This window comes from Burkholderia sp. 22PA0099 (assembly GCF_047497165.1).
In the GTDB taxonomy this organism is placed as follows: Bacteria; Pseudomonadota; Gammaproteobacteria; order Burkholderiales; family Burkholderiaceae; genus Burkholderia.
The window spans coordinates 670,487-695,916 of sequence record NZ_CP163164.1; the positions used below are offsets into that span (position 1 = coordinate 670,487).

Genomic DNA, 25,430 nt, shown 5'->3' on the forward strand with positions numbered 1-25,430 from the left:
GATTGCCGGTCTGCATGCCGGTTGATTCGGATGCCTGATGGCTTCCAGGCGTCAGCCTTTCAGCACGCCGGCCTCGAACAGCCGCCGTTGTGTCTCGCCATCGATGCCCAGTTCATCGAGCACCGCGCGCGTATCGCCACCGAGCGCGGGCGGCGCGGTGCGATACGTGGCCGGGGTTCGGGACAACTTGATCGGCGTGCCGGTGCCGCGATACGCGCCGATCTCCACCATCAACTCGCGGTGCAGCGTGTGAGGGTGACGCGCCACGGCATCGACGGTCTGGACCGGCCCGCACGGCACGCCGCCACGAATCAGCGCCGTCGCGAGCACCTCGCAATCGTGCGATTGCATCAGGCGTTCAAGCTCCGCCTTGAGTTCAGCACGATGTGCGCAGCGGCTCCGGTTGTCGGCAAAGCGAACATCCTGTGCGAGTGCCGGTGCATTCAGATGGCCAACCAGCTTGGCGAACTGACGGTCGTTGCCCACCGCGAGGAAGATCGGCGCGGTCGCGGTTCGATAGCTGTCGTAGGGCGTGATGTTTGGATGCGCATTGCCGCTGCGCCGGGGCGTGCGCCCGTTGCCGAAATAGTTCGGCAGATGCGGATGGAGCAGCGAGACACCGCTGTCGTACAGCGCGATATCGAGCGACTGGCCCCGGCCGCTCTTCTCGCGCTCCGCGAGAGCGAGCAGAATGCCGGCCAGCGCGTTGAGGCCGGTCACCATGTCGACCACCGGCAAGCCGACGCGCAGCGCGGGCCCGTCGGCCTCGCCGTTCACGCTCATCAGCCCGGCCATGGCCTGGATCGCCGCGTCGTAGCCGGGCAGCCCGCCAAGCGGGCCATCCGGCCCGAACCCGGAAATCGCACAGTGAATCAGCTTCGGGAAGCGTTTCGACAGCAGCGGGTAATCCATCCCCCAGCGTTCGAGCGTGCCGGGCTTGAAATTCTCGACCAGCACGTCTGCGCCTTCGAGCAACTGCCAGAGGACATGGCGCCCCGCCTCGCACGACAGATCGACGCAAATGCCCTGCTTGTTGCGATTGACCCCGACGAAATAGGAGGCGGTGTCGCCGACAAACGGCGGCCCCCAGCCGCGCGTCTCGTCGCCGTCCGGCGGTTCCAGCTTGATGACTTGCGCGCCGTGGTCCGCCAGCGCCTGCGTACAGTAAGGACCGCCAAGCACCCGGCTCAGATCGATGACACGCAGGCCCTGAAGCGCACCGGTAACCTGATTCGTACTCATTGCGCACGCTCCTTGTTCGTGGGGATCAGCGACATGGCATCGTCGAGCGTCATCGGCGTTTCGTCGACGAGCTTGCGGAGCACACCGGCGTCGGCGCCGGCATTCACGGGCGCCAACGGATCGCGCGGCATGAGCTTGTGCTTGACGACGAGATGGGCGAGCGCCAGCCGACGGAAATCGCTTCCCATGCGGGCGGCTTCCGTCGCCATGAAGACGGCCGCCGTCGCGTGGTAAGCAGCGCTGGCCGCCTCGCGCACGCTTTCATCACGGCCACACTCGGCCACGCTGTCGAGCGCGACGCTGGCGCGCCTGAATACGTCGCGCAACAGTTCGATCGACGCCCGGGGCAACGCGGCTTCGTCCAGTTGCGCATTCAGGTAGTGCCCGAGCGATTCGAGCGCGCCTTCGCGACGTGTGGCGCGCGCCACATCGAGCGCAACGATGTTGCTGGTGCCTTCCCAGATGGAGCCCAGGTGGGAATCGCGCACGAGCCGCGGGTCGGCCCACTCTTCGATATAGCCCACGCCGCCGCGCACTTCCATTGCGTCTCCGGTCACCTTTCGCGCGTCGCGACAGGCGCGGAATTTCACCAGCGGCGTGAGGATGCGAACGCACTTGACGGCGAGCGCGTCGCCACGGTCGGCCTCCGGAAGCAGCGCAGCGATCTGCATGAACATCGAGCGAGCCTGTTCGGCCGGCAGCATCATCTTCAGCAACTGCCGCTGCATCAGCGGCATCTCGACGAGCTTGCGGCCGAATGCCAAGCGATTGCGCGCGACATGCAGCGCCTCGGTGAGCGCGCGACGCATCAGCCCGGCCGCGCGCACGCCGTTCGACAGGCGCGACATGTTGATCATGTCCGCCATCTGATGAAAGCCGCGCCCCACTTCGCCGATCAGGTAGGCCCGCGCGCCGTCGAGCACGATTTCACCGCTGGCCATCGAGCGGCTGCCGAGTTTGTCCTTCAAGCGAACGATGTGATACGTGTTGCGGCTGCCGTCGTCGAGCACCTTCGGCAGCAGGAACAGCGCGAGCCCCTTGATGCCGTCCGGCGCGTCGTCGGGGCGCGCCAGCACCATCGCCAGGTCGGCGTCCGGGTTCGAACAGAACCACTTGTCGCCCGTCAACGTCCACACTTCGTTGCCGTTCGCATCCGCGCCTCGCGTTGCGCGCGTCACCGTGCGCCCGGTATCGGAGCCGGCCGCCTGCTCGGTCATGAACATCGCGCCTTGAAACAGCGTGTCGAAATCCTGCGAGGCGAGCATCGGCAGGTAGCGATCGACCAGCGCCGGGCTGCCGAACTTGCGCAGCGTGCGGGTGAGCGAATCGGTCATGCTCACCGGGCAGCACAGGCCGAATTCCGCCTGCACGAACAGGAACGTCAGCGCGTACTTGACGAGCGGCGGCGGCGCATCGAGTCGATGGCTCATCGAAGCCAGCCCGAGCTCGCTGTAGGCCACGCGTTCGAGCGCGACATAGGCCGGATGCTTCTCGATGCGCTGAAGCGCTTCGCCGCTTCGGGTGCGTTGCATCAATACCGGTGGGTTGTGGTCCGCGCTCGTGGCCCAGGCATCGAGTTCGTCGGAGGCGCGTTGGCCCAGGTCGATCAGACGGGATTCGATGAGGTGGTAGGTCGTGTCGCCCAGGAAGCTCCTGAGCAAAGGGCCGAACGAGGGGTCGCTGGTAAAGAAATTGATGCCGCGGCTGTCGGGGATGTTCGAAGTCGCGGGTTCCTGTCGAGGGTCGGACATGGATCGTCTCCTGAATGATGGTGCGGCGTGTCGGGGCGCCGCGAAGTGCAATCGAGAGTACGAGCCCACTCGATAAGCGTCCAATACAATTGATGGCATGTGCGATAACACGCATCTATCGTTGGGGAGCGGAAACCGATGGAACTCAGACAACTCCGATACTTCGTTGCCGTCGCCGAAGAACTGCATTTCGGGCGCGCGGCACGCCGGCTGTTCATCTCGCAACCCGCGCTGAGTTTCGATATCAAACGCTTCGAGGAACAATTGGGCGCGCGGCTGCTGGAGCGCAGCAGCAAGTCGGTGGTGCTGACCAACGCCGGGCAAGTCCTGCTCGCGGAAGCGCAACGGCTGCTGCAACAGGCCGACGAGGCGGCGAAGCTCACCACGCAGTCCGCCCACGGGTTGGCGGGCCGCCTGCGAATCGGCTTCGTGAATTCGATGCTCTATCGGGGTTTGCCCGAGGCGGTGGAACGCTTCGAGGCGGCCCACCCCGATGTGGAGGTCGCGCTCAAGGAGATGAATACGGCCGAACAGAGCCGGGCGCTTCAGCAGCTTCAGATCGATCTGGGTTTCGCCTACTGGGGCCACTATCCGGCGGAGATCGACACCCAACTTCTGATGTCGGAGGCGTTTCTGTGCTGTCTGCCGGCCAATCACCCGTTCGCCGGGAAGAAGCGCATCGATCTGCAAGTTCTGCAGAACGAACCGTTCATCCTGTTTCCGCGCGCCGTCTCGCCGCACTACCACGACCAGATCATCGCCACCTGCGTGGATGCCGGATTCAGCCCGACCATCCGGCACGAGGCGCGCCTGTGGCAGACGGTGGTCACGATGGTGGAGTTCGGCATGGGCGTGGCGCTCGTGCCGCAAGCGCTGGCGCGCACGCAATCCCAGCGTGCCGTGTTCATTCGCCTGACGCGCAATCCGTTCTCGTCGCGCATCCTGAGGCTGACGCGCGCGGGCGGCCAGATGGCGCTGATCGACAGCTTCCTCGCGGCGCTCAAGCGGGTTCGATAGGCGCGCGGAGGTTCGAACCCGCGTCAGCGCCGCGCTGCGCGTCGTGCGGTTCACGAGCAGCACGCCCAGATGTTTTTCGAGTTCCGCGACGCTGCGCGTCACGACCGAGGCGGATACGCCGAGTTGTTTCGCGGCCTTCGCGAAGCTCATGCACTCGGCAACCTTAACGAAAGTACGGATCGAAGTTAGCTTGTTCACGACGGGTCTGCATCCAGGTTGGCCATTGCAGGCGGTGCCTGCCCGCGCTCAGTGTGGCGGCGCGGGACGCTCCCGATCGTGGCCCGTTCATGACAAAACCGTCATCCGGGCAGATGCCGAATCACAAGGGCCGACGATCCACCTGATAGCGATGCAGACGCAGATGCAACAGCACCAGCGTGCGGCGCGGGCAATGCGCCGCGACCCGCACGAACCGCTCGGCCGGTGAGGTCAGACGCACATACCCCGACGCCAGCGCGCCGCGAAACGCCTGCGCGGCAAACCGGTGCACGAGCAGCACCGCCGCGGCGAGATAGACCACCGCCGCGCAATGGAACGGCATCGAGGTGAACGCACGATCGGGCACATGGAACACGTCCATCAGCAGCAACACGATCAGTTGCGCCAACATCGCCGCGACGGCGGCGATCAGCGCATTGGCGCGCCATGCGTCACGCATCGCGAGACACTCCCTCGGCGATGCCGAAGCCGAACGCGAAACCGGTTGCAATCGGGAACATGGGATGAGCGGCGGCGAGGCCGAGCCGCTTCGAGGATGAAGACGCCCGATCGTATCGATGGCGACCTGAAGGAAGGCTTAAGGCAGGCAATCGAACGCCTCATGCGCGGGCGGAAAACGCGGAAATCGCCGGCGGTTTTTCAATTCGATTACGCATTGATTCGGAAGCCTGACAAAGTCTTAATGTTCATAAGCGGAGATACCGACAGCACGACGCGGTCGAAGGCCTTGCTGGCGTTGTTGAATTCATTGCCGAAGAACGGCGAGGCGAAGAGGAACCGCTATCCCTGACAGCAGACGCTGGCAGGGATAGCTTTGCAGACGGTTTCGGTAACCAGGAATTTTCGACTAAGAAAAATCCGATTTTTAAAATCGCATCGAATCAATCAAACAATTCCATTTTCCAGATTCAGAAACCAAAACAATTGCTCTACTGTTCGTCTCGGTTTTTTACCGTAACGACTCAATAAAAACGATGAACAGAGAGACCTACCGTCTGGTGTATTCCAAGCTCCGCGGCATGGTAGTAGCCGTCGGGGAACACGCCATCACATCGAGTAAATCCGCAGGTGGCGTCACACGCGCGAAACGGTGCGGGTTGGTGGATCGAGGGCACCGCGCGCCGTCATACGCTCCGTTCATCGCGCTGTGCGCCGCCGTACTCTCCCCCTCCGCATTCGCGCAAATCGCACCGACACCCGGCACCGCCACGCATGTGATCAATACACCGAATGGTCTGCCGCAGGTCAACATCGCGCAACCGTCCGGCGCCGGTGTGTCGGTCAACACCTACAACCGCTTCGACGTACAGCGTCCCGGCGCGATTCTCAACAATTCGGCCACGCTCGTTAACACGCAACAGGCCGGCTACATCAACGGCAATCCGAACTTCGCACCGGGACAATCCGCGCGAATCATCGTCAATCAGGTCAACAGCACGGCGGCGAGCCGGTTGCGCGGCTACGTCGAGGTGGCCGGGCCGCGCGCCGAGGTCGTGCTCGCGAATCCGGCAGGCATCGTCGTCGACGGCGGCGGCTTCATCAACACCAGCCGCGCGACGCTGACGACGGGTCAACCGCTGATCGGGCGGGACGGCGCACTGGCCGGTTACGCGGTATCGCGCGGATTGATCACGGTGCAGGGCGCCGGGATCGACGCATCGAACATCGATCAAGTCGACCTGATCGCGCGCGCTGTGAAGGCAAACGCGGAGATATGGGCGAAACGGCTGAATGTCGTGACGGGCGCGAATCAGGTTGACCACGCGACGCTCGCAACCCGAGTGATCGCGGGCGAAGGCCCTGCGCCCGGTGTGTCGATCGACGTCGCCCTGCTCGGCGGGATGTACGCGGGCCAGATCTTCCTGGTCGGCACCGAGCGCGGCGTCGGCGTGTCGAGCCAGGGCGTGCTCGCCGCGCAGGCCGGAGACATGACGCTGCATTCGGATGGTCGACTGACGCTCTCGGGCAAGACAACCTCGAATGGCGGCCTCGCGCTGTCGGCCGCGGACGGCATCCAAAACAGTGGGACGACATATGCGCAGCAATCGTTGTCGGCCAACACCACCGCCGATATCACGAACACCGGCACGCTCGCCGCGCATGGGAATCTCACGTTGGATGCCGGCGCTGTCGACTCGGCGGGCACGCTCGGCGCGGGCGTGAATCAGGACGGCACGGTCGATCAAGCTGGCCGGCTCACCGTGAACGCGAACAACGCACTCGCAGCCACCGGCCACACCATCGCCGGCGGCGACCTCGCACTGGCCGCCGGCAGGATCGATCTGCACGGTAGCGAGACACTCGCGAACGGCGCCGTCACGCTGGCTGCCAGCGCCGGCGATATCAACCTGGGAGACGCGACGTTACACGCACTACGTGCTCTCGATGCGCACGCGGCCGGCACACTGATCACCGATCGCGGCATCGTGTCGACCGATGCCGGTGCGACGCTGCGCGCGGCAACGCTGTCGAATCTCGGCGGCAAGGTATCCGCGAAGAATGCGCTCGAGATCGACACCACGAACGGCATCACGAACAACCGTGGCACGCTCGTCGCCGCTGGCGCGATGCACATTCGCGGCGGCGCGCTGGCGAACCGGCAAGGCACGATCCAGAGCACGGCCGGATTGACCATCGATGCCGACGCTCTCGACAACACCGCTGGCCGCGTCACATCGCTGAACGGCGATGATCTCAAGATCGCCACTCAAAAACACCTGATCAATGCAGCCGGGATCACCACCGCCGGTGCACAAGGCGGCGTGATCGGCGGTAACGGCGGCGTGGAGGTGCAAGCCGCTTCTATCGAGAATCACGGCGTGATCACGGCGCTGTCGAATCTGCGTGTCACGGCGGACGCCGTCGATAACGATCACGGCGTGATATCCGCCGGCGGCGACACGAATCTTCAAGCCGGCGCGACGCTGACCAACGTAGCCGGGCGTATCGCCGGACAAACCGCCACCGCCGCCGCCCGGTCGTTCGACAACAGCTCCGGCGTGATCGAGGGCACACGACTGTCGCTCGACGCGACCCACCTCGTGAACCACGGCGGCACGATCACGCAAACCGGCGATGACGCGATGCGCGTCGCGATCGTCGATCGATTCGACAATCGCGACGGGATACTGCAAACGCAGGCCACCGATCTGAGCCTGACGCCGGCATCGATCGACAACACACGCGGCACGATCACGCACGCCGGAGCCGGCACACTGAAGATATCGGCCGCGAACGGCACCGGCACGATCGACAACGAGTCGGGCCGGATCGTCAGCAACGGCCGCGTGATCCTGAATGCCGATTCGCTCGTCAACCGAGCCGGCTCGATTTCCGGTCAAACGGGGCTCGCCGCGACAACCCGCGGCGCGCTGAACAACAGTGGCGGCACCTTACTGTCGAACGCGGATCTCGGCGTGGCCGCCGGCGCGACGCTGACCAATACGGCCGGCACGATCGGCTCCGGCGGCGACACGATCGTCCACGCCGCGTCGATCCGCAACGGCGGGGACATCACCGCATCGAATGCATTGCACGCGACAGCGGCCGACACGCTCGACAACAGCGGCGGCAACCTCGGCGCGGCAGCCATCACGGCGCATGCCGCCACGTTGAAGAATGCACAAGGCACGATCAGCGGCGACACGGCCACGCTGAACGCGTCGCACCTTGACAACCGCGACGGACGAATCATCGCGAATACCCTGGGCCTCCACGCGACCGATCTCGTCAACGCGCACGGCTCCATCACCCAGCTCGGCACGTCGCAGATGACACTCGACGTCAGCGGCCTGCTCGACAACTCGAACGGGGGATCGCTGCAAACCAACAGCACCCGTTGGACCCTCGCGCCCGCGACGCTGAACAACGACGGTGGCACGATCATTCACGCAGGGCGCGGCACGCTGATGCTCGCGCCAGGTCAAGGCAAGAACGCCATCACGAATGTGGGTGGCCGGATCGCGACCAACGGCGCGCTCGCGGCAACGGCATCGAGTCTCGACAATCGCGACGGAGCACTCGACGCGCAGCGCTTGTCGATAGCAACAATAGGCATCCTGAACAATACGAACGGGCTGCTGCGGTCGGCGGCGTCACTCGTCGCTTCGGCCGGTGGCGCGATCTTGAATCAAGGCGGCCGGATCGGCACGAACGGCACGATATCGCTCAATGCCGCATCGATCGATAACGCAGGCGGCCAGATCGGCAACACGGGGGCCGGCACGACGACCCTTCGCGCGCGCGACGCAATCACGAACACTGGAAAAATCACCGGTAACGGCGTACTCGATATCGCGGCCGACTCGCTGAGCAACACGCAAGGCGGCGAACTGAGCGGTGCAGCCGTCACGATCGACGCGACCCGCATGAACAACGACGGCGGCCAAATCGGCAATGTGACCGCGAATGGTGATATCGCGATCCGCACGGCATCGGCGCTCTCGAACGCGCGCGGCCGGATCGGTGCGACGCGCGATCTGTCGCTCGACGCCGAGACGCTGACCGGCGCAGGCGACATCGGCGCCGCGAACGATCTCACGCTGAACGTGCGCGGCGATTTCCGCAACACCTCCGATTTCCGGTTCGATGCCGGCCACGATTTCACGTTCACATTGCCGGGCTCGTTCACCAACGACGGCGGGCTGCTGGCCGTGAATGCCCTGCGCATCGATGCCGGCGCGATCACCAACCGCGGTTCGCTCGTCGCCGGCGGCAAGCTTGCGACGCGCTCCCAGACACTCGACAACCTCGGCTCGCTGGTCGGCGGCAGCGTGTCGCTGCGCGCGACATCGCGGCTGACCAACGTCGGCCCGACCGCGCTGATCGGCGCGACCGACGGCAACGGCCTGCTCGAACTGCTGTCGCGCGACATCCAGAATCGCGACGACACCACCGCGACCGACACGCCCGCGCTCGCGACGATCCTCGGGCTCGGCCGGGTCGTGATCGCTGGCGGACAACGCACGGATGGCAGCTACACGAACGCGGGCAGCGTGTTGAATCAATCCGCGCTGATCCAATCCGACGGCGACATGGCGCTGCACGCCGACCGCGTCACCAACACGCGCCGGCACATGGCGACCTCCGGCTTCACGCAAACCGTCGCCCCCGCCACGCTCGACCAGCTCGGCATCAGCATGAGCGGCCAGGTCGGACAAGCGAACGTCAAGGCCCCCGACAATATCGGCGGCGTCTACATCGAACCGCCGCACGGCGGCAAGATGAACAGTGATTACCTGTTCACCACGTACACCGGCACCGCGCGCGCGAGCGCCGTCACGACATTCAGCCCCGAAGCGCAGATCGTCTCCGGCGGCAAACTCGGGGCGTCGTCCGTCGAAAATTTCCAGAACTACTGGAGCCGCGTTGCTGCCGCCGGCGATATCGAGATGCCGAAGGCACTCGACCAGAACAGTTGGCGCGACCAAGCCGCGCCGAAAGTGCGGGTCACGTACACCGGCCAATATCACTACCGAACCTACAAGGGCAAGGACTGGACTTATTCGTTCTGCGACACGGGCTGCAACGCGTCCGCCGATATCCGGGAGTTCAGGCTGCCAGCGTATGAATCAAGCTGGGTCTCGAACGGCAAGCTGAGTGGCAATGGGATCAAGATCGACAACCCGGCCGGCAACGCCACCCTGCCCTCGCTCGGCCTGAAGCCCGGCCAAGCGCTGCCGGGTGTCTCAATTGGCGACATCGCGGGCGATATCGCGCCCGGCAACCGGCCGACTGTCGGACACGCAGCCGCGCCATCCGGCCCTGGCGCGGTGGTCGATCCGGTCATCGCCGGCGCGACCGCCGTCGACGTGCTTACGCACCTGACGATCCCGCAAGGTGGGCTGTTCCAGCCGAACCGTACCCCCGACGCGCATTACGTCATCGAGACGAATCCCGCGTTCACGAGTTCACGGAAATTCCTGTCGAGCGACTATTACCTGCAACAACTCGGCCTGCATCCGGATCAGACCGCGAAGCGGCTCGGCGATGGCTTCTACGAGCAGCAACTCGTGCGCAATCAGGTCACCGCGCTGACCGGCAAGGCCGTGCTCGGGCCTTACGCGGACCTCGAACTCATGTATGAATCACTGCTCGGTGCCGGCGCATCGCTCGCGACATCGCTCGATTTGCCGCTTGGCGCGTCGCTCTCGCCGGAACAGGTCGCGCAGTTGACCCGCAACGTGATCCTGATGGAATCGCGCGTCGTCGATGGGCAAACCGTTCTCGTGCCGGTCGTCTATCTCGCGAAGGCCAGCCAGTCCATGGGTGAGGGGCCGCTGATCGCCGCGTCCGACATCGATATCCGCAACGCCACATCGTTCACGAACAGCGGCACCCTCCGCGCCGATCACGCGCTGTCGATCAGCGGCGACACGATCGACAACCGCCACGGCACGCTGCAAAGCGGCGAAACGATGTCGCTCGCGTCGCGCGGCGATATCGATTTCACATCCGCCGACATCAAATCCGGCAGCCTGCAAATCGGCGCCGGACGCGATCTGATTCTCGACGCCGCCACCACCACCAAGCGACAGGACGGCGACCACGGCTCGCAGCGCATCACCACCACCCTCGCGCCGAAGGCGACGCTTCAGGTCACCGGCGACGCGACCATCGTGACCGGTGGCGATTTCCGGCAGCACGCCGGCGACGTGACCATCGGCGGCAATCTTGGGATGCGGATAGGCGGCGACTGGAAGCTCGGCGCGGTTCAGACCGGCGAAAAGCAGGTCGTCGCGCGCGCGAACGGGGCCGCCGATACCGACACGCGCGTCGTCACCGGCAGCAGCGTGAAGGTCGGCGGCACGTCCGCGATTGCGGTCGACAAGGATCTGACCGCGCAAGGCGCGCGGATCGATCTCGGCGACGGCGGCATGATCGTCGCGGGCGGGAACGTCTCGCTCGGCACCGCGAACGCAACTTCGACGGTCGACAGTTCGAGTTCGGGCAGCGGCGGCTTGCGCAGTTACGCGGAAACCTACCACTCGCGCGACGAAGCGCTGACCGGTACGACGCTGACGGGCGGCAACGCCGTGGCGATCGTAGCGGGCAAGGATCTGAACGTCATCGGCAGTTCGATCGGCCTGGAAAAAGGCAACGCGATACTCGCGGCGGCCGGCGACGTGAATATAGGCGCGGCGGCCGAAACGCACGATCTGAACACGCACGAGACGCACAGCCGTAACGGCATCGTCAGTGGCTCGAAGGTCGTCAGCGGTGTCGATCGAACGGCAACGTACCGCCAGGGCAGCACGATTTCCGCCGACGGCGTGACGATCGCGAGCGGACGCGATCTGCATGTGGCCGGCAGCCATGTCGTCGGGACGAACGACGTGACGCTGACGGCCGCGCGCGATGTCGAGATCATCACGTCTCAGGACCGGGTCGATTCGTCCACCACGTACGAAAAACGTGATGCCGGCTTGATGTCCGGCGGCGGCTTGTCCGTATCGATCGGGTCGCGCGCCACCGCACAACAAGCGCAATCGAGTCAGACCACGAACCATTCGAGCATCGTCGGATCATCACAAGGCAACGTCACCCTTCACGCCGGCCGCGACACGTCGCTGACCGCCGCGCAGGTCATTGCCGGGCAGCAGGTCGCCATCGACGGTCGCAACGTCACGATCAACGCGGCCACGGATGCCTACGACGATCATGTCAGCCAGCAGACGAAACAATCGGGCGTGAGCGTGGGCATCGGCGGCGGAATCGTCGACGTCGGTCAGGCCATGGGCAGCATGGTGAAAGCCGGCACGGATTCCGGCGATGCGCGCCTGGCGGCGGTACAAGGCGTGGCGGCCGCCGAGACGGCGTACCAGAGCCGGAATGCGATCAAGGGAACTGCGCAAGCGTTGGCAAACGGGCAAGACCCGATGGCCGCCACGGGCATTCAGTTGCAGATCGGCGTTGGATCGAGCCACAGCAGCAGCGACACCACGTCCACGGCGCGTGTACAGCAAGGCGCATCGATCATCGGTAACGGCGGTGTGGCGATCGTCGCGCACGGCAGCGGTCAAGACGGCGCCGGCGATCTGACGATGACGGGCGCCAGCGTGATCGGCCGCGACGTGTTGCTTGCCGCCAATCGCGACGTGATGCTCGACAGCGCGCGCAGCACCGAATCGACACACAGCAGCAACGGCTCGGGCGGCTGGTCGGCCGGCGCCTCGATCGGCACCTCCGGCCTGAGCGTGTCGGCGAACGGCTTCGCCTCGCATGGCCAGGGCGACGGCGACAGCGTCACTCACACGAACACCACCGTCGAAGCCGGACAAACGCTGACCATCCATTCAGGCCGCGACACGACGCTGACCGGCGCGCAGGCATCGGGCGATACCGTGAAGCTCGATGTCGGCCGCGACCTCACGATGACCACGGCGCAGGACAGTTCGACCTACACCAGCAACCAGCACAGCACGAGCGGCGGCATCGCCGCCAGCATCGGCCCGGGCGGCGTGATGATCGCCCCGCAGTTGGCGTTCGGCCACACCGGAATCGATTCCGACTTCGCATCCGCCAACCGGCAGACCGCCATCACCGCCGGGAACGGCGGATTCGATATCGATGTGCAAAACCACACGCAACTGAATGGCGCGATGCTCGCGAGCGACGCGCCCGCCGATTCGAATAGGCTGACAACCGGCGGCTTCGGTTTTGGCGACGTGCGGAACACGATGTCGTATTCGGCATCGTCACAGAATGTTTCCCTGACGAGCGGCCTGCCCAGCTTCGCGCATACCAGCGACAGCGCGAGCGGCACGACACACGCCGCAGTCGGCCCGGCGACGATCGACGTGAAGTCCGATCACGCAACCGGCAAGGACAGCACGGCGGGCCTGTCGCGTGATACCGAGCACGCGAATCAGACGGTGCAAAACACGTTCGACTTGCAGAAGGTTCAGAACGATCTGGCGTTCCAGCAAGCGTTCGGGCGCGTGGCGACATTCGCCGTCGCGGAGGTGGCGGATCGGGTGATCGATCACAACCCGCAACTGAAAGCGATGTTCGGTGAAGGCGGCGAAGGACGGATGGCGATGCACGCGGCGGTGGCGGCGATCGGTGCGGCGCTCTCGGGTGGGAATGTCTCGGGTGCGATGGCCGGCTCGCTGGCGGGGGACGCGTTGCAGTCGCTGGCGCAGCCAATTATCGAATCGGCGGTTGGCAAGCTGCCGGTTGAAGCGCAAGGGGCGGTGCGGAACGCGTTGAATGAGGTGGTGGCGACGGCGGGTGGGTATGCGGGTGGTGCGGTGGCGGGGGGTGGAGGGGCGTTGAATGGAGCGGGGGCGGCGCTGGATAACGAGGTTTTTAATCGGCAGTTGCATCCGGATGAATACAAGAAGGCGGAAAAGTACGCCAAGCAAGTCGCCACGCAGCTTGGTATTAGCGAAGGTGAAGCCGAAGGACGGATTCTCGCCGAGTTAATGCGCAACTCGGATCAACAGACGGCGCAAGCCTCGGGCGGCGTACACGACTATGAGGTACGCGGCATCGTCGGCTGCAAGAATCTGAACTGTAAGGGCTACGCAAACGATCCGAACTACGCGGATCACAATTACAACAGCCAGTACATCGCGGAAAACCAGGTGGCGAATCTGCTGGGTCGAACGCAATTCGGCACGGGCAAGACACCGCAGCAGTTGATCGATTCGAATTACGACAAAGATCCCTTCGGCAATACGATTGCGCGCGCTGGTGGGACGCTTTTAGCGGGATCGGTGACGGCCGGATTGACGACGGGGCTGCTGGCCGATGTGGCTGCGGCATGGTCATCGGGTACGGCGTTTTGGTACACGGGGGATGCCTTGAATTACCGAAGCGGGTTGTCGAAGGATCAGCCGAATTACCAGACTGCGGTATCGGCTGGCGGGATAGCGGCGGCGTTTGCACCATTGACGGCGCCATTGAATATGTTGGGTACGTCTGCGGCAGCCCAAACGGCTGTCGGCTTCTACAACGCGCTGGTTGCAGGAACGGGGGCGTATGGAACGACCGCGATTCTAAATACGGCGATCAGTCCGGATTTGTCGGGGGGGATTGGCGTGGGAACCAGTGTAGCGGGTAGTTTTGCCGAAGGCATGATGCCTGGCCCGATGGGGACAGCTTTGCAGTATTTGCTTCAGATTTTGCCAGGGCCAATGCAAGCCACTATTGAAAATTCACAAAATTCAGGAATTAAGAAATGACGATCTATATGTCGAAACGTAAAAAACTCTATCGCCGCGTTGCGATTGCATATGCAGGAGTAGCAGGAATGATTCTGGTTGGGCTGGGATTTTCCCTAGCACAGGGCGCAGGCTGGAAGCCGGTTCTCTCCGGCGGCCCAGTTTATCTGACGTTTTTCACAGCGGTGTCGTATCAATTCATCAAAGAGCTGCGCGCCCTGAAACAAGAGGAACGAGAAGAAGGTTCCAAGAGTAACGAGCAGTAGGAGTTATGTTAAACACATCAGCAGTAGCCCAGATGGTTGTTAGCGGCATAGCGGCGAATACTGGGGCGGAGCTTTGCACGACAGGTCTTGGTTGTGCGGTGGGTGATCGGCGACTTTCGGGATGAGCGAAGTCGTTGAAAGCGGAAGCGGCTCGCACAACCGCTATAACGGCGCCAATACTCATGACGATAATCCGTTGCGCTGGGGATTCAACTAGGTGGTGTCGAACAGTTACGGTAACGTTGCTTATGATGGATTTAATTCCACATTTCCCGTCGCTGAGTTGAGGGTTTCGATTCGTCTCAATATGGGCGTGGCCGATAGCCTGAACCGCCCTGCTTCGATGTCTGGCATTACGATTTCTCGCATCAATAATGTAAATTTGTTGCCGCTTATTAGGCAGCCCTGACCATATGAAACAACGCATGCTACGTTATTTATCGGAATTGGTTAGAAATTGGCAGCAATTGTTAATGACATTCGAAATGCGGGGAGACATAGATGAACTGGCGCAGATTATACGCGACGCTGCAAATATGGATTATGGTCAGCATGATTTCGCTTGCTACTGCTGGCTGCAATACGGCACTGGTAATCGGAATATGCAGAAAGCTGCTTGGCTGGAATGATAGCATTGCGTTTTTTGGCATCGGGCCTCTCACATTTACCGTTATGTTCATTTTATTTGCGAAGTATCTGCCCAAGCCATTGCGTGCGGCCGGGATGTTGAGCGACGATCCGAAGGAATTCGGGCCATGGCTCAAATGATTGAATTGCTAAAAGCGGCTCTCTCGATGGCATCGACATCCGTATTGTTATTTTGGAGTAACCGTACCACACATCAATAACAATATCTTGACTCCTTTCATTAAGCAGACGGCACCCTATGGCATAACGCAGGGAATTCTTTTATATGGAGTTGGCTCAAAGGGCGCGACGGTCATTAATGACATCCGCCACACCAAGGAGGAAAAGTGAACTGGCGACGACTCTATGCAACCATTAAAATAATTGGATTTATTGGGGGCGCCTCCATTGGAAGCGCCATACTTTATACGACCATGTTAATTGGAATATGCCGAAGAGCAATCGGATTAAGCGACGACATCTCAGTTTTCGCAATTGGGCTTCCGTTTTTTATTGCACTATTGATCACATTTATTAAATTTTTACCTAAATCGTTACGCAAGGCTGGAATCTTGAGTGACGATCCGAAAAGGTTTGGCCCTTGGTTTAAGTCCGACAATGAAACCAAGCGCAATTGAATGGCGCGATGCTCGCCAGCGCCGCGCCCGCAGATTCGAATACGCTGACAACCGGCGGCTTCGGTTTTGGCGACGTGCGGAACACGATGTCGTATTCGGCATCGTCGCAGAATGTTTCCCTGACGAGCGGCCTGCCCAGCTTTGCGCATACCAGCGACAGCGCGAGCGGCACGACACACGCCGCGGTCGGCCCGGCGACGATCGATGTGAAGTCCGATTACTCAACCGGCAAGGACAGCACGGCGGCCCTGTCGCGCGATACCGAACTCGCGAATTGGAAAATAATTTGATCCATGGATGCAGATACTACCGAGCCCGACACAAACGATTATCCAAAACCACAGCAAGAAAGGCAAACAAAATGAAACTCGCATCTCCCAAGAGAAGAGAGATATATCGAAAATTTATTTTTGGCTACACTTCCCTATCGTCCATTCCATTAATTATTCTTGCAATATCTATTTACAAAAATGCGGGAGGCGCCGGTCTTGTACCTGGCATCCCTATTTATCTAGTGTTGTTCGGAGGAGCGACCTATCAGTTCGCAAAAGAACTTCGCGCGCTGAAAAATGAAGAAAAAGAAGAGGCTTCAAAGAGTCACGAGCAATAGAACCAATCAACCCAGCTTCGCCCAGAGTCAGGTCGAGAGGCATGTCAACGGCCTGTTTATACGCCGACCGCTGCGCGCCCCGCCCCAACCTCCCCTCCTACTAACATTCCTTTTTCTCAAGTTAGACGATAAAAATCGTCGCTTGCCGCGCCCACCACGCATGACAACAATTCACCTGCCAGGAATAGGAGGAGCGTAGTCATGCGTGACGAACACAATTACATCAATGGCCGGTTCGTGGATTCGGCCGAAGCCGGCTTCATCGCCGTGACCGACCCGGCCACCGGCGAATCGATCGGCCGCGTGCGCGCCGCCTCGGCCGCCGACGCCGTCGAAGCTGTCGAGGCCGCCGCCGCCGCGCAACGCGCCTGGCGCCGGCAACCGGCCGCCGAACGCGCCGAGGCGCTGCGCCGCTTCGCCGACGCGATCACCGAACGCGCGCCGCAGATCGGCGCGGCGCTCGCGCTCGAATCGGGCAAGAGCGTCAGCGACGCCACCAACGAAGCGCGCTACGCCGCCGAGATCACCCGCTATCACGCCGAATGGGCGCGCCGCATCGAAGGCGAGATCATCCCGAGCGATTCCCCGAACGAAAACCTGTTCCTGCACCGCGAGCCGATCGGCGTGGTCGCGGCGCTGATCCCGTTCAACTATCCGATCTACACGCTGATGCGCAAGATCGCGCCGGCGCTGATCGCGGGCAACGCGGTAGTGGTGCGCCCGAGCAACCACACGCCGTGCTCGGCGTTCGAAGTGGCGCGCGCCGCCGACGCGGCGGGCCTGCCTGCCGGCCTCGTCAACATCCTCGCGATGAACCACGACACGGCTGCCGTGCTGTGCACGCAGGCGCAGGTCGGCATGATCACGCTGACGGGCAGCGTCGGCGCGGGCCGCACCGTGCTCGAATACTGCAAGACGAACATCGCCAAGCCGTCGCTCGAGCTGGGCGGCAAGACGCCGGCCATCATCGAGCCGGACGCGAACCTGGAACAGGCCGCCGCCGCGCTGGTCGCCTCGAAAACCACCCATTGCGGCCAGCTCTGCACGGCGATCGAGCGCGTGTACGTGCATGAAAGCGTGCACGACCGCTTCGTCGCGCTGCTGCGCGAGAAGATGGCGGCCGTGACGATCGGCGACCGCCGCGACGACCCGGCCCGCATGGGGCCGCTCGCCAACGCCGCCGCGCAACAACGCGTGCACGCGATGGTCGAGCGCGCGGTGGCCGAGGGCGCGACGCTCGAAACCGGCGGCACGCTGCCGGCCGGCCCGGGCTTCTTCTACCCGGCCACGCTGCTGACGAACTGCCGCCAGGACATGGAAATCGTGCGCGAGGAAAGCTTCGGCCCGGTCATGCCGGTGCTGCGCTACCGCGATCTGGACGAAGCGATCGCGCTGGCGAACGACCATCAGTACGGGCTGTCGTCGGTGCTCTACACCGAGAACTACCGCGTCGCGCAGCGCGTGGCGAACGCCATCGAAGCGGGCGAACTCTACGTCAACCGCACGCCGGCCGATCCGTACCAGGGCTACCACGCCGGTTGGAAGCGCTCGGGCCTCGGCGGCGACGACGGCAAGCACGGCATGCTCGAATTCACCCAGACCCGCCTCGTCGTCATGCACTACTGACGATGCGGCACCCACGGGCGGCGCGCGCCTGACACGCACGCCGCCCCACTACAACCTCAACAACACAACAATATTCGGAGACAGCCGCCGCAGTCGGCCGCCGTCTTCTCAGGAGAACTGACCATGTCGGCGCACACCCCCACTTCCGCCGCGGCGCTTGCCGCGGCCCCGTCCGAGAGCGCGAGCCGCGCGCAACGCTATACCCAGTTGCTGCTGCTGGTGGCCGCCGCCGGCGCGATCTACCCGATGCTGTACCTGCGGCAGGTGTACCAGCCGACGATGCTCACGTTCTTCCATATCGACGACGTGCAGCTCGGCCTGCTCTATTCCTCGCTCGGCACGCTGTTCCTGATCAGCTACCTGCCGAGCGGCTGGCTGGCCGACCGCATCTCGCCACGCTACCTGATCTGCTTCTCGTTGATCGGCACCGGCGCGCTGGGCTTCGTCTACGCCACCGCGCCGGCCTTCACGACGCTGATGATGGTGTTCGGCGGCTGGGGCATCACCACCGGCCTGACGTTCTGGGCGGCGGTGATCAAGCGCGTCAACATGATCGCGGGCGCCAGCGAGCAAGGCCGCTTCTTCGGCCTGCTCGACGGCGGCCGCGGGCTGGTGGAGGCGCTGCTCGCCACCATCGCGATCTCGATCTTCGCGTACGTCACGCGCCATCACGACGGCACCGACGCGAGCGGCTTCAAGCTGGTCGTGCACATGTATGCGGTGATCTGCATCGTGCTGGGCGTGGCGATCGGCTTCGTGCGCGATCCGCGCTCGACGCAGGCATCCGGCGGCGCCACGGCCCGCCCGGGCGCACTGCTGGCCGACCTGCGCACGCTGGCCTCGAACCCGTCGCTGTGGCTGGTGGCGGCGATCGTGTTCTGCGGCTACCAGGTGTTCTGGGCCACCTACAGCTTCTCGGCCTACCTGCATGAAGGCGGCTTCGGCCTGAGCACCACGGCGGCCGGCTTCATCACCACGCTCAAGCTGTGGATGCGCCCGGTGGGCGGCATCGGCGGCGGCTACCTCGGCGACCGCCTGTCGCGCGTCTCGGTGCTGGCCGGCGCGCTGGTGCTGGCCGCGCTGTCGCTGGTCGGCCTCGCCACGGTGCCGGCGGCCACGCCGCAATTGCTGCTGGTGGTGCTGGTGCTGTTCATCGGCATCCTGACTTACGCGGTGCGCGGCCTGTACTGGTCGCTGCTCGACGACTGCCGCGTGCCGGCCCACTGCTCGGGCCTCGCGATCGGCCTGATCTCGGTGCTCGGCTACTCGCCGGACGTGTTCGTCCCGCTCATCAACGGTTACGCGACCCAGAACTTCCCGGGCGCCACCGGCTATCAGCTCTACTTCGGCTATATCGCCGCCGTGGCCCTCGTGGGTGCGGGCGCGGCGGTGATGCTCAAGCGCCGTCTCTCTGCTCAGAAGGAATCCTGATGAAAATCGTCTCACTCGAAACGTTCAGCGTGGCGGTCCCCCGCCGCACGTCGGCGGCATGTACTGGCTGTTCGTCAAGCTCAAGACCGACGACGGCATCGAAGGCGTCGGCGAGATCTACGCGGCCACCTTCCATCCCGACGTGATGATCCCGGCGATCCGCGACGTCTTCGAGCGCCATCTGCTCGATCACGATCCGCACCACGTGGAGCGCTTCTTCCGCGCCTGCTATTCGAGCGGCTTCACGCAGCGCCCCGACCTGACCATGATGGGGATCGCGAGCGGCCTGGAGATGGCGTGCTGGGACATCATCGGCAAGGCCGCCGGCAAGCCGGTGTACGAGCTGCTCGGCGGCAAGATCCACGAGCGGCTGCGTTCGTACACCTATCTGTATCCGAAGAACGCGCAGGGCGAGTACGACTACGACGACCCCGATCTCGCCGCCGAATGCGCGGCCGAGAACGTCAAGCGCGGCTTCACGGCCGTCAAGTTCGATCCGGCCGGCCCGTACACGGCGTATTCGGGTCACCAGCTTTCGCTGGCGGTGCTCGATCGCTGCGAGACGTTCTGCCGGAAGATCCGCGAGGCGGTGGGCAGCAAGGCCGACCTGCTGTTCGGCACGCACGGCCAGATGGTGCCGTCGTCGGCGATCCGGCTCGCGCAGCGGCTGGAGAAATACGATCCGCTGTGGTTCGAGGAGCCGGTGCCGCCGGGCCAGGAAGAGGCGATCGCCGAAGTGGCGCGCCATACCTCGATCCCGATCGCCACCGGCGAGCGCCTGACCACCAAGTACGAATTCCACAAGCTGCTGCAGGCCGGCGGCGCGTCGATCCTGCAAATGAACGTGGGGCGCGTGGGCGGCCTGCTCGAAGCGAAGAAGATCGCGACGCTGGCCGAGGTGCATTACGCGCAGATCGCGCCGCATCTGTACAACGGCCCGGTGGGTGCGGCGGCCAGCATCCAGCTCGCCGCCTGCACGCCGAATTTCCTGATCCAGGAAAGCATCATGACCTGGGGCGGCTTCCATTCGGAAGTCGTCAAGACGCCGATCCGCTGGGAAGACGGCTACATCATCCCGTCGAACGAGCCGGGCCTCGGCATCGAGCTGAACATGGACGTGGTGCGCGCGCATACGCCGTACACGGGCAAGCGCCTGCATCTGCAGATGGCTGCCCAACCCGCCGACGTCAACGATTACTCGCCGGCCAAGGGCTGAAGCCCGCCGCGCGCAGAAGCAGGAAGCAAGACATGGAATACGACTACATCATCGTCGGGTCCGGCTCGGCCGGTTCGATCCTCGCCGACCGGCTCAGCGCCGACGGCCGCCACACGGTGCTCGTGCTCGAGGCCGGCCCGCGCGATGCTTCGCCCTGGTTCAAGGTGCCGGTGGGTTTCACCAAGACCTACTACAACCGCAAGTACAACTACATGTACTACAGCGAACCCGAGCCGGCGCTGGGCGGGCGCGAGCTGTATTGCCCGCGCGGCAAGGTGGTGGGCGGCTCGGGCGCGATCAACGCGCTGGTCTACGTGCGCGGCCAGCGCATCGACTACGACGACTGGGCCAAGGCCAGCGGCGACAGCGGCTGGTCCTACGACAGCGTGATGCCCTACTTCCGCCGCCTCGAAACGCACCCGCTCGGCGCCAGCGCGCCGCAATGGCACGGCAGCGAAGGCAAGATCCACATCACGCCGATGACGGACGACGTGCACCCGATCGTCCACCAGTTCCTGGCCGGCTGCCGCGAACTGGGCATGCCGAGCACGGCCGACATGAACGGCGCGCACTTCGAGGGCGCCGGCATCTACGAACTGAACACCAGGCGCGGCGAGCGCTGTTCGGCCGGCGTGGCCTACCTGCATCCGGCGCTGTCGCGGCCGAACCTGACCTTGGTCAGCGAAGCGCTGGCGCGCCGCGTCAGCTTCGACGGCAAGCGCGCGACCGGCGTGGCGTACGCGCACGAAGGCCGCGAGCAGCACGCCGTGGCGCGCCGCGAGGTGATCCTCTGTGCCGGCGCAGTGGATACGCCGAAGCTGCTGCAACTGTCGGGCGTGGGCGATCCGGTAAGGCTCGCCAAGCACGGCATTCCGGTGGTGCACGCACTGCCGGCGGTCGGCCGGAACCTGCAGGACCACCTGTGCGTGAGCTTCTACTTCAAGGCCAACCGGCCGACGCTCAACGACGAGATGGGCACGCTGTTCGGCAAGATGAAGATCGGCCTGCGCTACCTGCTGCAAAAGCGCGGCCCGCTCGCGATGAGCGTGAACCAGGCCGGCGGCTTCTTCCGTGGCGACGGCGGCGAGAGCGAGCCGAACCTCCAGCTCTATTTCAATCCGCTGTCCTACCGGATTCCGAAGAGCAACCGCGCCAGCATCAAGCCCGAACCGTATTCAGGGTTCCTGATCGCCTTCAACCCGTGTCGCCCGACCAGCCGTGGCTCGATCGAACTGGCCTCGGGCCGCGCCGAGGATGCCGCGAAGATCCGCATCAACGCGCTCGATACCGAGAAGGACCTGGCCGAAGCCGTGCAGGGCAGCAAGCTGATCCGCAAGCTGATGATGGCGCCGTCGCTGCGCGCGATGACGATCGAGGAGATCTCGCCCGGCCCGGCCGTGCAGAGCGACGAGGATTTCCTTCAGTACTTCCGCGAGCAATCCGGCTCGATCTACCACCTGTGCGGCTCGTGCACGATGGGCCCGGACCCGGCCACCGCCGTGGTGGACGCCCGCCTCAAGGTGCACGGCCTCGACGCGCTGCGCGTGGTGGACGCCTCGGTGTTCCCGAACATCACCTCGGGCAACATCAACGCGCCCACCATGATGGTCGCCGAGAAAGGCGCGGACCTGATCCTCGACGACGCCCGCGCGGCGCCCGCCGCGCAAGCCGCATCGGGCACGGCCAGCCCCCGCGCCACCGCGATGGCCGGCTGACACCCCGCTTCAACGTTTTTCCCGCCCGCCCCCAGGAGACACCCGTGCACGCCGCGATCGCGGCGCGCACGGCAGCGGGCGACCGATTGCCGGCACGCGGCCTCGCCCGCCGCGCGCCGGCCTGACCGCGGGCGCCGGTTCCATTGCCGGCGCCCGCATCGCACCCCGGCCCGGGCTTCCCGGCCCTTATCGAACGACAACAGACAAAACGATTCGGAGATCCAAATGAAAAAGCGCATCGCGGCACTCGCCGTCACGGCGGCCGTCGCCACCCCGGCATTCGCGCAGAGCAGCGTCACGCTGTACGGCGTGATCGACGAGGGGCTCAACTACACCAACAACATCGGCGGCAAGGGCGGCGCGCTCGAAATGGCCAGCGGCTATGCGCAGGGCAGCCGCTGGGGGCTGAGGGGCAACGAGGATCTGGGCGGCGGGCTGTCGGCCGTGTTCCAGCTCGAAAACGGCTTCGACGCCAGCTCGGGCAAGGCGCAGGAAGGCGGCCGCATGTTCGGCCGGCAAGCCTACGTGGGCCTGCAGGACAAGCGCCTCGGCACGGTGACGCTCGGCCGCCAGTACGATTCGGTGGTCGACTACTTCGCGCCGACCACGGCCAACGGCAACTGGGCCGGCTACCTGTTCTCGCACCCGTACGACAACGACAACACCGACAACTCGTTCCGCCTCGACAACGCCGTCAAGTACGCCAGCCCCGACTTCAACGGCCTGCGCTTCGGCGGCGCGTACGCGTTCAGCAACGACACCGGCTTCGCGAACGACCGCACCTGGAGCGTCGGCGCGCAATACACGCGCGGCGGCCTGCTGGTGGCGGCGGCCTATTTGCAGGCGAACCATCCGGGCGCGACGGCGGCCGGCGCGATCGCCAGCAACGACGCGAGCTTCCTGGCCGAGCGCATGCGCATCTTCGGGGTGGGCGTGAACTACACGTTCGGCATCGCCACCGTGGGCTTCGCGTACTCGAACACGAACTACAAGAACCCCACCGGCAACATCTATCTGGGTTCGCCGGCCGCGATCGTCGCACCGGGCACCACGCTCAACGCGCTGAAATACCAGAACTTCGAACTGAACGGCATGCTGCAACTGAGCCAGTCGTTCTTCGTGGGCGCGGAATACGTGCTGTCGCTCGAAAAATACGATTCGTCGGCGCAGAACGTCAGCCCGAAGATCCACACGATCGGGCTGATGGCCGACTACAACCTGTCGAAGCGCACCGACATCTACCTGCAAGGCGCGCTGTCGAAGGTGACGGGCAACCGCACGAACTCGATCCTCGATTCGGGCTTCGTGCTCGGCACCGACGGCCCCGCCTCGACGTCGAACCAGGTGGCCGTGCGGCTCGCGCTGCGTCACAAGTTCTGACCCGGCCCGCGCCCGCGCGACGCCCGAGCCGGGCGGCGCGGGCGCGGCGCCGATGCCTCATCCCTTCAGCGACGCATACTGCTCGCGCACGCGCTCGATCGAGAACGTGCCGAGCGCCTCGCGCACCACGTCGAGCGTGGCCTGCGTGACCTCGCGCGCGCGCTCGGTGCCCTGCATCAGCACCTCGACCACATAACCCGGATCGGCCGCCAATTGCGCACGCCGCTCGCGGATCGGTGCGACGAACGCCTGCAGGCGCTCCTCCAGCCGGCGCTTGACCACCATGTCGCCCAGCCCGCCCGCGCGATACGCCGTTTTGAGCCGCTCGACCTCGGCCACGTCGTCGTCGAACGCGTCGAGATACGTGAACACCACATTGCCCTCCACCGTGCCCGGGTCCGACGCGCGCAAATGGTTCGGGTCCGTATACATCTGCCGCACCGCCGTGCGGATCGCATCCTCGGGCGCGGCCAGCGCGATCGCGTTGCCGAGCGACTTGCTCATCTTCGCCTTGCCATCGATGCCGGGCAGCCGGCCCAGCGTGGGGATCATTGCCTCGACCTCGGGCAGCAGCGCGCGCTCGGTCTGGCGGTTCAGCCGCCGCACGATCTCGTTGGTCTGCTCGATCAGCGGCGCCTGATCCTCGCCCACCGGCACCACCGTCGCGCGAAAGCCGGTGATGTCGGCCGCCTGCGCCACCGGGTAGCACAGAAAACCGGCCGGGATGTCGCGCCCGAAGCCGCGCGCCTGGATCTCGTCCTTGATCGTGGGGTTGCGCTCCAGCCGCGCGACCGTGACGAAGTTCATGTACAGCAGCGTCAGCTCGGCCAGCGCGGGCAGCGCCGATTGCAGGCAGAGGGTGGTCTTGGCCGGATCGATGCCGACCGACAGATAATCGAGCGCCACTTCGAGCACGTTGCGGCGGACCTTGTCGGGATCGTGCGCGTTGTCGGTCATCGCCTGCGTGTCGGCGATCAGGATGTTCTGCTGATGGGTGTCCTGCAGCCGCACTCGCGTACGCAACGAGCCGACGTAGTGGCCGAGATGCAGCGGGCCGGTCGGGCGGTCGCCCGTCAACACGACGGGGCGCGCGGCGGATGCCGAAGGAAGGGACGTCGGGCACATCGGGCTTTTCTCCGGGGAAAAGCCGCCGCGCCGCCGGGTCGGCCGGTGCAGATGCAAATGCAGTTGCGGAGCCGGGCCGGCGAGCCGCGGCGGACAAGGTCAGGGGTAACGCGTGAGACGATGCCGCGCCGTCAGGAGCGGCGCCAGCGATGCGTAGAGAGGCAAGGCAGGAAGATCATCGCGCAAGCGTGCCACAGATCGGACATGGCGCGGCGATCGCCCATGCGGGCGGCGCGGGATTGCGCAAGGAAGCGGCGCGCAACGCGGCTCACGGCACGGCCAGCGGCGAGGCTCACCTCGACGCCAACGACGCGTCGATCGTTCGGGATGCCAACGATTGCCGGCAGCCCCCGGCGCGCGCATAAAAAACGGCTTCGAAGCCGCCGCAACGAAGCCGTTAA

General features: G+C 64.4%; 15 protein-coding genes and 5 pseudogenes. 14 read left to right on the forward strand and 6 right to left on the reverse strand.

Annotated elements, in window-relative coordinates; all coding sequences use genetic code 11:
• Positions 1 to 51: 51 nt before the first annotated feature.
• Together AB4851_RS03010 and AB4851_RS03015 are read right to left on the reverse strand one after the other, a co-directional pair.
• Positions 52 to 1,242, reverse strand: coding sequence for a CaiB/BaiF CoA transferase family protein (locus AB4851_RS03010; protein WP_414448366.1), 1,191 nt, complete (start codon positions 1,240 to 1,242; stop codon positions 52 to 54).
• Entirely contained in the window at positions 1,239 to 2,993 is a 1,755-nt protein-coding gene (locus AB4851_RS03015; protein WP_414449126.1) for an acyl-CoA dehydrogenase family protein, read from the reverse strand. The genes AB4851_RS03010 and AB4851_RS03015 overlap by 4 nt, the downstream gene beginning before the upstream one ends.
• A gap of 138 nt (positions 2,994 to 3,131) precedes the next feature.
• Here AB4851_RS03015 and AB4851_RS03020 point away from each other — a divergent pair, with 138 nt between their 5' ends.
• The gene (locus AB4851_RS03020) at positions 3,132 to 4,010 is read left to right on the forward strand and encodes a LysR family transcriptional regulator (protein WP_414449127.1); all 879 of its coding nucleotides are present in this window, start codon (positions 3,132 to 3,134) and stop codon (positions 4,008 to 4,010) included.
• 78 nt (positions 4,011 to 4,088) lie between these two features.
• Here AB4851_RS03020 and AB4851_RS03025 read toward each other — a convergent pair.
• Both AB4851_RS03025 and AB4851_RS03030 read right to left on the reverse strand, forming a co-directional pair.
• A pseudogene (locus tag AB4851_RS03025) lies at positions 4,089 to 4,160 on the reverse strand (helix-turn-helix domain-containing protein); the annotation flags it as partial.
• A 169-nt stretch (positions 4,161 to 4,329) separates the two neighbouring features.
• On the reverse strand, positions 4,330 to 4,668 hold the full coding sequence (locus tag AB4851_RS03030; protein ID WP_414448367.1) for a hypothetical protein: 339 nt from the start codon (positions 4,666 to 4,668) through the stop codon (positions 4,330 to 4,332).
• Between the two features lie 96 nt (positions 4,669 to 4,764).
• Here AB4851_RS03030 and AB4851_RS03035 point away from each other — a divergent pair, with 96 nt between their 5' ends.
• Together AB4851_RS03035 and AB4851_RS03040 are read left to right on the forward strand one after the other, a co-directional pair.
• Positions 4,765 to 5,019, forward strand: a complete 255-nt coding sequence (locus AB4851_RS03035; RefSeq protein ID WP_414448368.1) for a hypothetical protein — start codon at positions 4,765 to 4,767, stop codon at positions 5,017 to 5,019.
• Positions 5,020 to 5,248: 229 nt separating this feature from the next.
• Positions 5,249 to 8,245, forward strand: a pseudogene (locus AB4851_RS03040) (filamentous hemagglutinin N-terminal domain-containing protein); the annotation flags it as partial.
• Between the two features lie 78 nt (positions 8,246 to 8,323).
• Here the strand turns inward: AB4851_RS03040 and AB4851_RS03045 are convergent.
• On the reverse strand, positions 8,324 to 8,827 hold the full coding sequence (locus AB4851_RS03045; RefSeq protein WP_414449226.1) for a hypothetical protein: 504 nt from the start codon (positions 8,825 to 8,827) through the stop codon (positions 8,324 to 8,326).
• A gap of 1,500 nt (positions 8,828 to 10,327) precedes the next feature.
• Between AB4851_RS03045 and AB4851_RS03050 the strand changes: the two are divergent.
• The 10 genes and pseudogenes from AB4851_RS03050 to AB4851_RS03095 all read left to right on the forward strand — a co-directional run.
• Positions 10,328 to 13,489 (forward strand): annotated as a pseudogene (locus AB4851_RS03050) (hemagglutinin repeat-containing protein); the annotation flags it as partial.
• Positions 13,490 to 14,412: 923 nt separating this feature from the next.
• On the forward strand, positions 14,413 to 14,661 hold the full coding sequence (locus tag AB4851_RS03055) for a hypothetical protein (RefSeq protein ID WP_414448369.1): 249 nt from the start codon (positions 14,413 to 14,415) through the stop codon (positions 14,659 to 14,661).
• A 501-nt stretch (positions 14,662 to 15,162) separates the two neighbouring features.
• Positions 15,163 to 15,429 (forward strand): hypothetical protein, encoded by a 267-nt coding sequence (locus AB4851_RS03060; protein WP_414448370.1) that lies wholly within the window; start codon positions 15,163 to 15,165, stop codon positions 15,427 to 15,429.
• Positions 15,430 to 15,910: 481 nt separating this feature from the next.
• Positions 15,911 to 16,201, forward strand: a pseudogene (locus AB4851_RS03065) (hypothetical protein); the annotation flags it as partial.
• A gap of 86 nt (positions 16,202 to 16,287) precedes the next feature.
• Positions 16,288 to 16,536: a hypothetical protein gene (locus AB4851_RS03070; protein ID WP_414448371.1), complete on the forward strand. Its 249-nt coding sequence runs from the start codon at positions 16,288 to 16,290 to the stop codon at positions 16,534 to 16,536.
• Between the two features lie 201 nt (positions 16,537 to 16,737).
• Positions 16,738 to 18,162: an aldehyde dehydrogenase gene (gene aldA, locus AB4851_RS03075; RefSeq protein ID WP_414448372.1), complete on the forward strand. Its 1,425-nt coding sequence runs from the start codon at positions 16,738 to 16,740 to the stop codon at positions 18,160 to 18,162.
• Positions 18,163 to 18,285: 123 nt separating this feature from the next.
• On the forward strand, positions 18,286 to 19,593 hold the full coding sequence (locus AB4851_RS03080; protein ID WP_414448373.1) for an MFS transporter: 1,308 nt from the start codon (positions 18,286 to 18,288) through the stop codon (positions 19,591 to 19,593).
• Positions 19,593 to 20,809: pseudogene (locus AB4851_RS03085) on the forward strand (mandelate racemase/muconate lactonizing enzyme family protein). The gene AB4851_RS03080 and the pseudogene AB4851_RS03085 overlap by 1 nt, the downstream one beginning before the upstream one ends.
• A 32-nt stretch (positions 20,810 to 20,841) precedes the next feature.
• Positions 20,842 to 22,524, forward strand: coding sequence for a GMC family oxidoreductase (locus AB4851_RS03090; RefSeq protein ID WP_414448374.1), 1,683 nt, complete (start codon positions 20,842 to 20,844; stop codon positions 22,522 to 22,524).
• 225 nt (positions 22,525 to 22,749) lie between these two features.
• Entirely contained in the window at positions 22,750 to 23,904 is a 1,155-nt protein-coding gene (locus AB4851_RS03095) for a porin (RefSeq protein ID WP_414448375.1), read from the forward strand.
• Between the two features lie 57 nt (positions 23,905 to 23,961).
• Here AB4851_RS03095 and trpS read toward each other — a convergent pair whose 3' ends face one another.
• The gene (gene trpS, locus AB4851_RS03100; RefSeq protein WP_414448376.1) at positions 23,962 to 25,029 is read right to left on the reverse strand and encodes a tryptophan--tRNA ligase; all 1,068 of its coding nucleotides are present in this window, start codon (positions 25,027 to 25,029) and stop codon (positions 23,962 to 23,964) included.
• A gap of 188 nt (positions 25,030 to 25,217) precedes the next feature.
• Here trpS and AB4851_RS03105 point away from each other — a divergent pair, with 188 nt between their 5' ends.
• Complete coding sequence (locus tag AB4851_RS03105; RefSeq protein ID WP_414448377.1) at positions 25,218 to 25,394, forward strand: hypothetical protein; 177 nt, start codon at positions 25,218 to 25,220, stop codon at positions 25,392 to 25,394.
• Positions 25,395 to 25,430: the final 36 nt, after the last annotated feature.

Bases quoted from the DNA above. Each gene is read 5' to 3' on its own strand.
- AB4851_RS03030 (WP_414448367.1), bottom strand. From the start codon at position 4,668: ATGCGTGACGCATGGCGCGCCAATGCGCTGATCGCCGCCGTCGCGGCG.
- aldA (WP_414448372.1), top strand. From the start codon at position 16,738: ATGCGTGACGAACACAATTACATCAATGGCCGGTTCGTGGATTCGGCC.
- AB4851_RS03010 (WP_414448366.1), bottom strand. From the start codon at position 1,242: ATGAGTACGAATCAGGTTACCGGTGCGCTTCAGGGCCTGCGTGTCATC.
- AB4851_RS03070 (WP_414448371.1), top strand. From the start codon at position 16,288: ATGAAACTCGCATCTCCCAAGAGAAGAGAGATATATCGAAAATTTATT.
- AB4851_RS03060 (WP_414448370.1), top strand. From the start codon at position 15,163: ATGAACTGGCGCAGATTATACGCGACGCTGCAAATATGGATTATGGTC.
- AB4851_RS03055 (WP_414448369.1), top strand. From the start codon at position 14,413: ATGACGATCTATATGTCGAAACGTAAAAAACTCTATCGCCGCGTTGCG.
- AB4851_RS03035 (WP_414448368.1), top strand. From the start codon at position 4,765: ATGAAGACGCCCGATCGTATCGATGGCGACCTGAAGGAAGGCTTAAGG.
- AB4851_RS03095 (WP_414448375.1), top strand. From the start codon at position 22,750: ATGAAAAAGCGCATCGCGGCACTCGCCGTCACGGCGGCCGTCGCCACC.
- AB4851_RS03015 (WP_414449126.1), bottom strand. From the start codon at position 2,993: ATGTCCGACCCTCGACAGGAACCCGCGACTTCGAACATCCCCGACAGC.
- AB4851_RS03090 (WP_414448374.1), top strand. From the start codon at position 20,842: ATGGAATACGACTACATCATCGTCGGGTCCGGCTCGGCCGGTTCGATC.
- AB4851_RS03080 (WP_414448373.1), top strand. From the start codon at position 18,286: ATGTCGGCGCACACCCCCACTTCCGCCGCGGCGCTTGCCGCGGCCCCG.
- AB4851_RS03020 (WP_414449127.1), top strand. From the start codon at position 3,132: ATGGAACTCAGACAACTCCGATACTTCGTTGCCGTCGCCGAAGAACTG.
- trpS (WP_414448376.1), bottom strand. From the start codon at position 25,029: ATGTGCCCGACGTCCCTTCCTTCGGCATCCGCCGCGCGCCCCGTCGTG.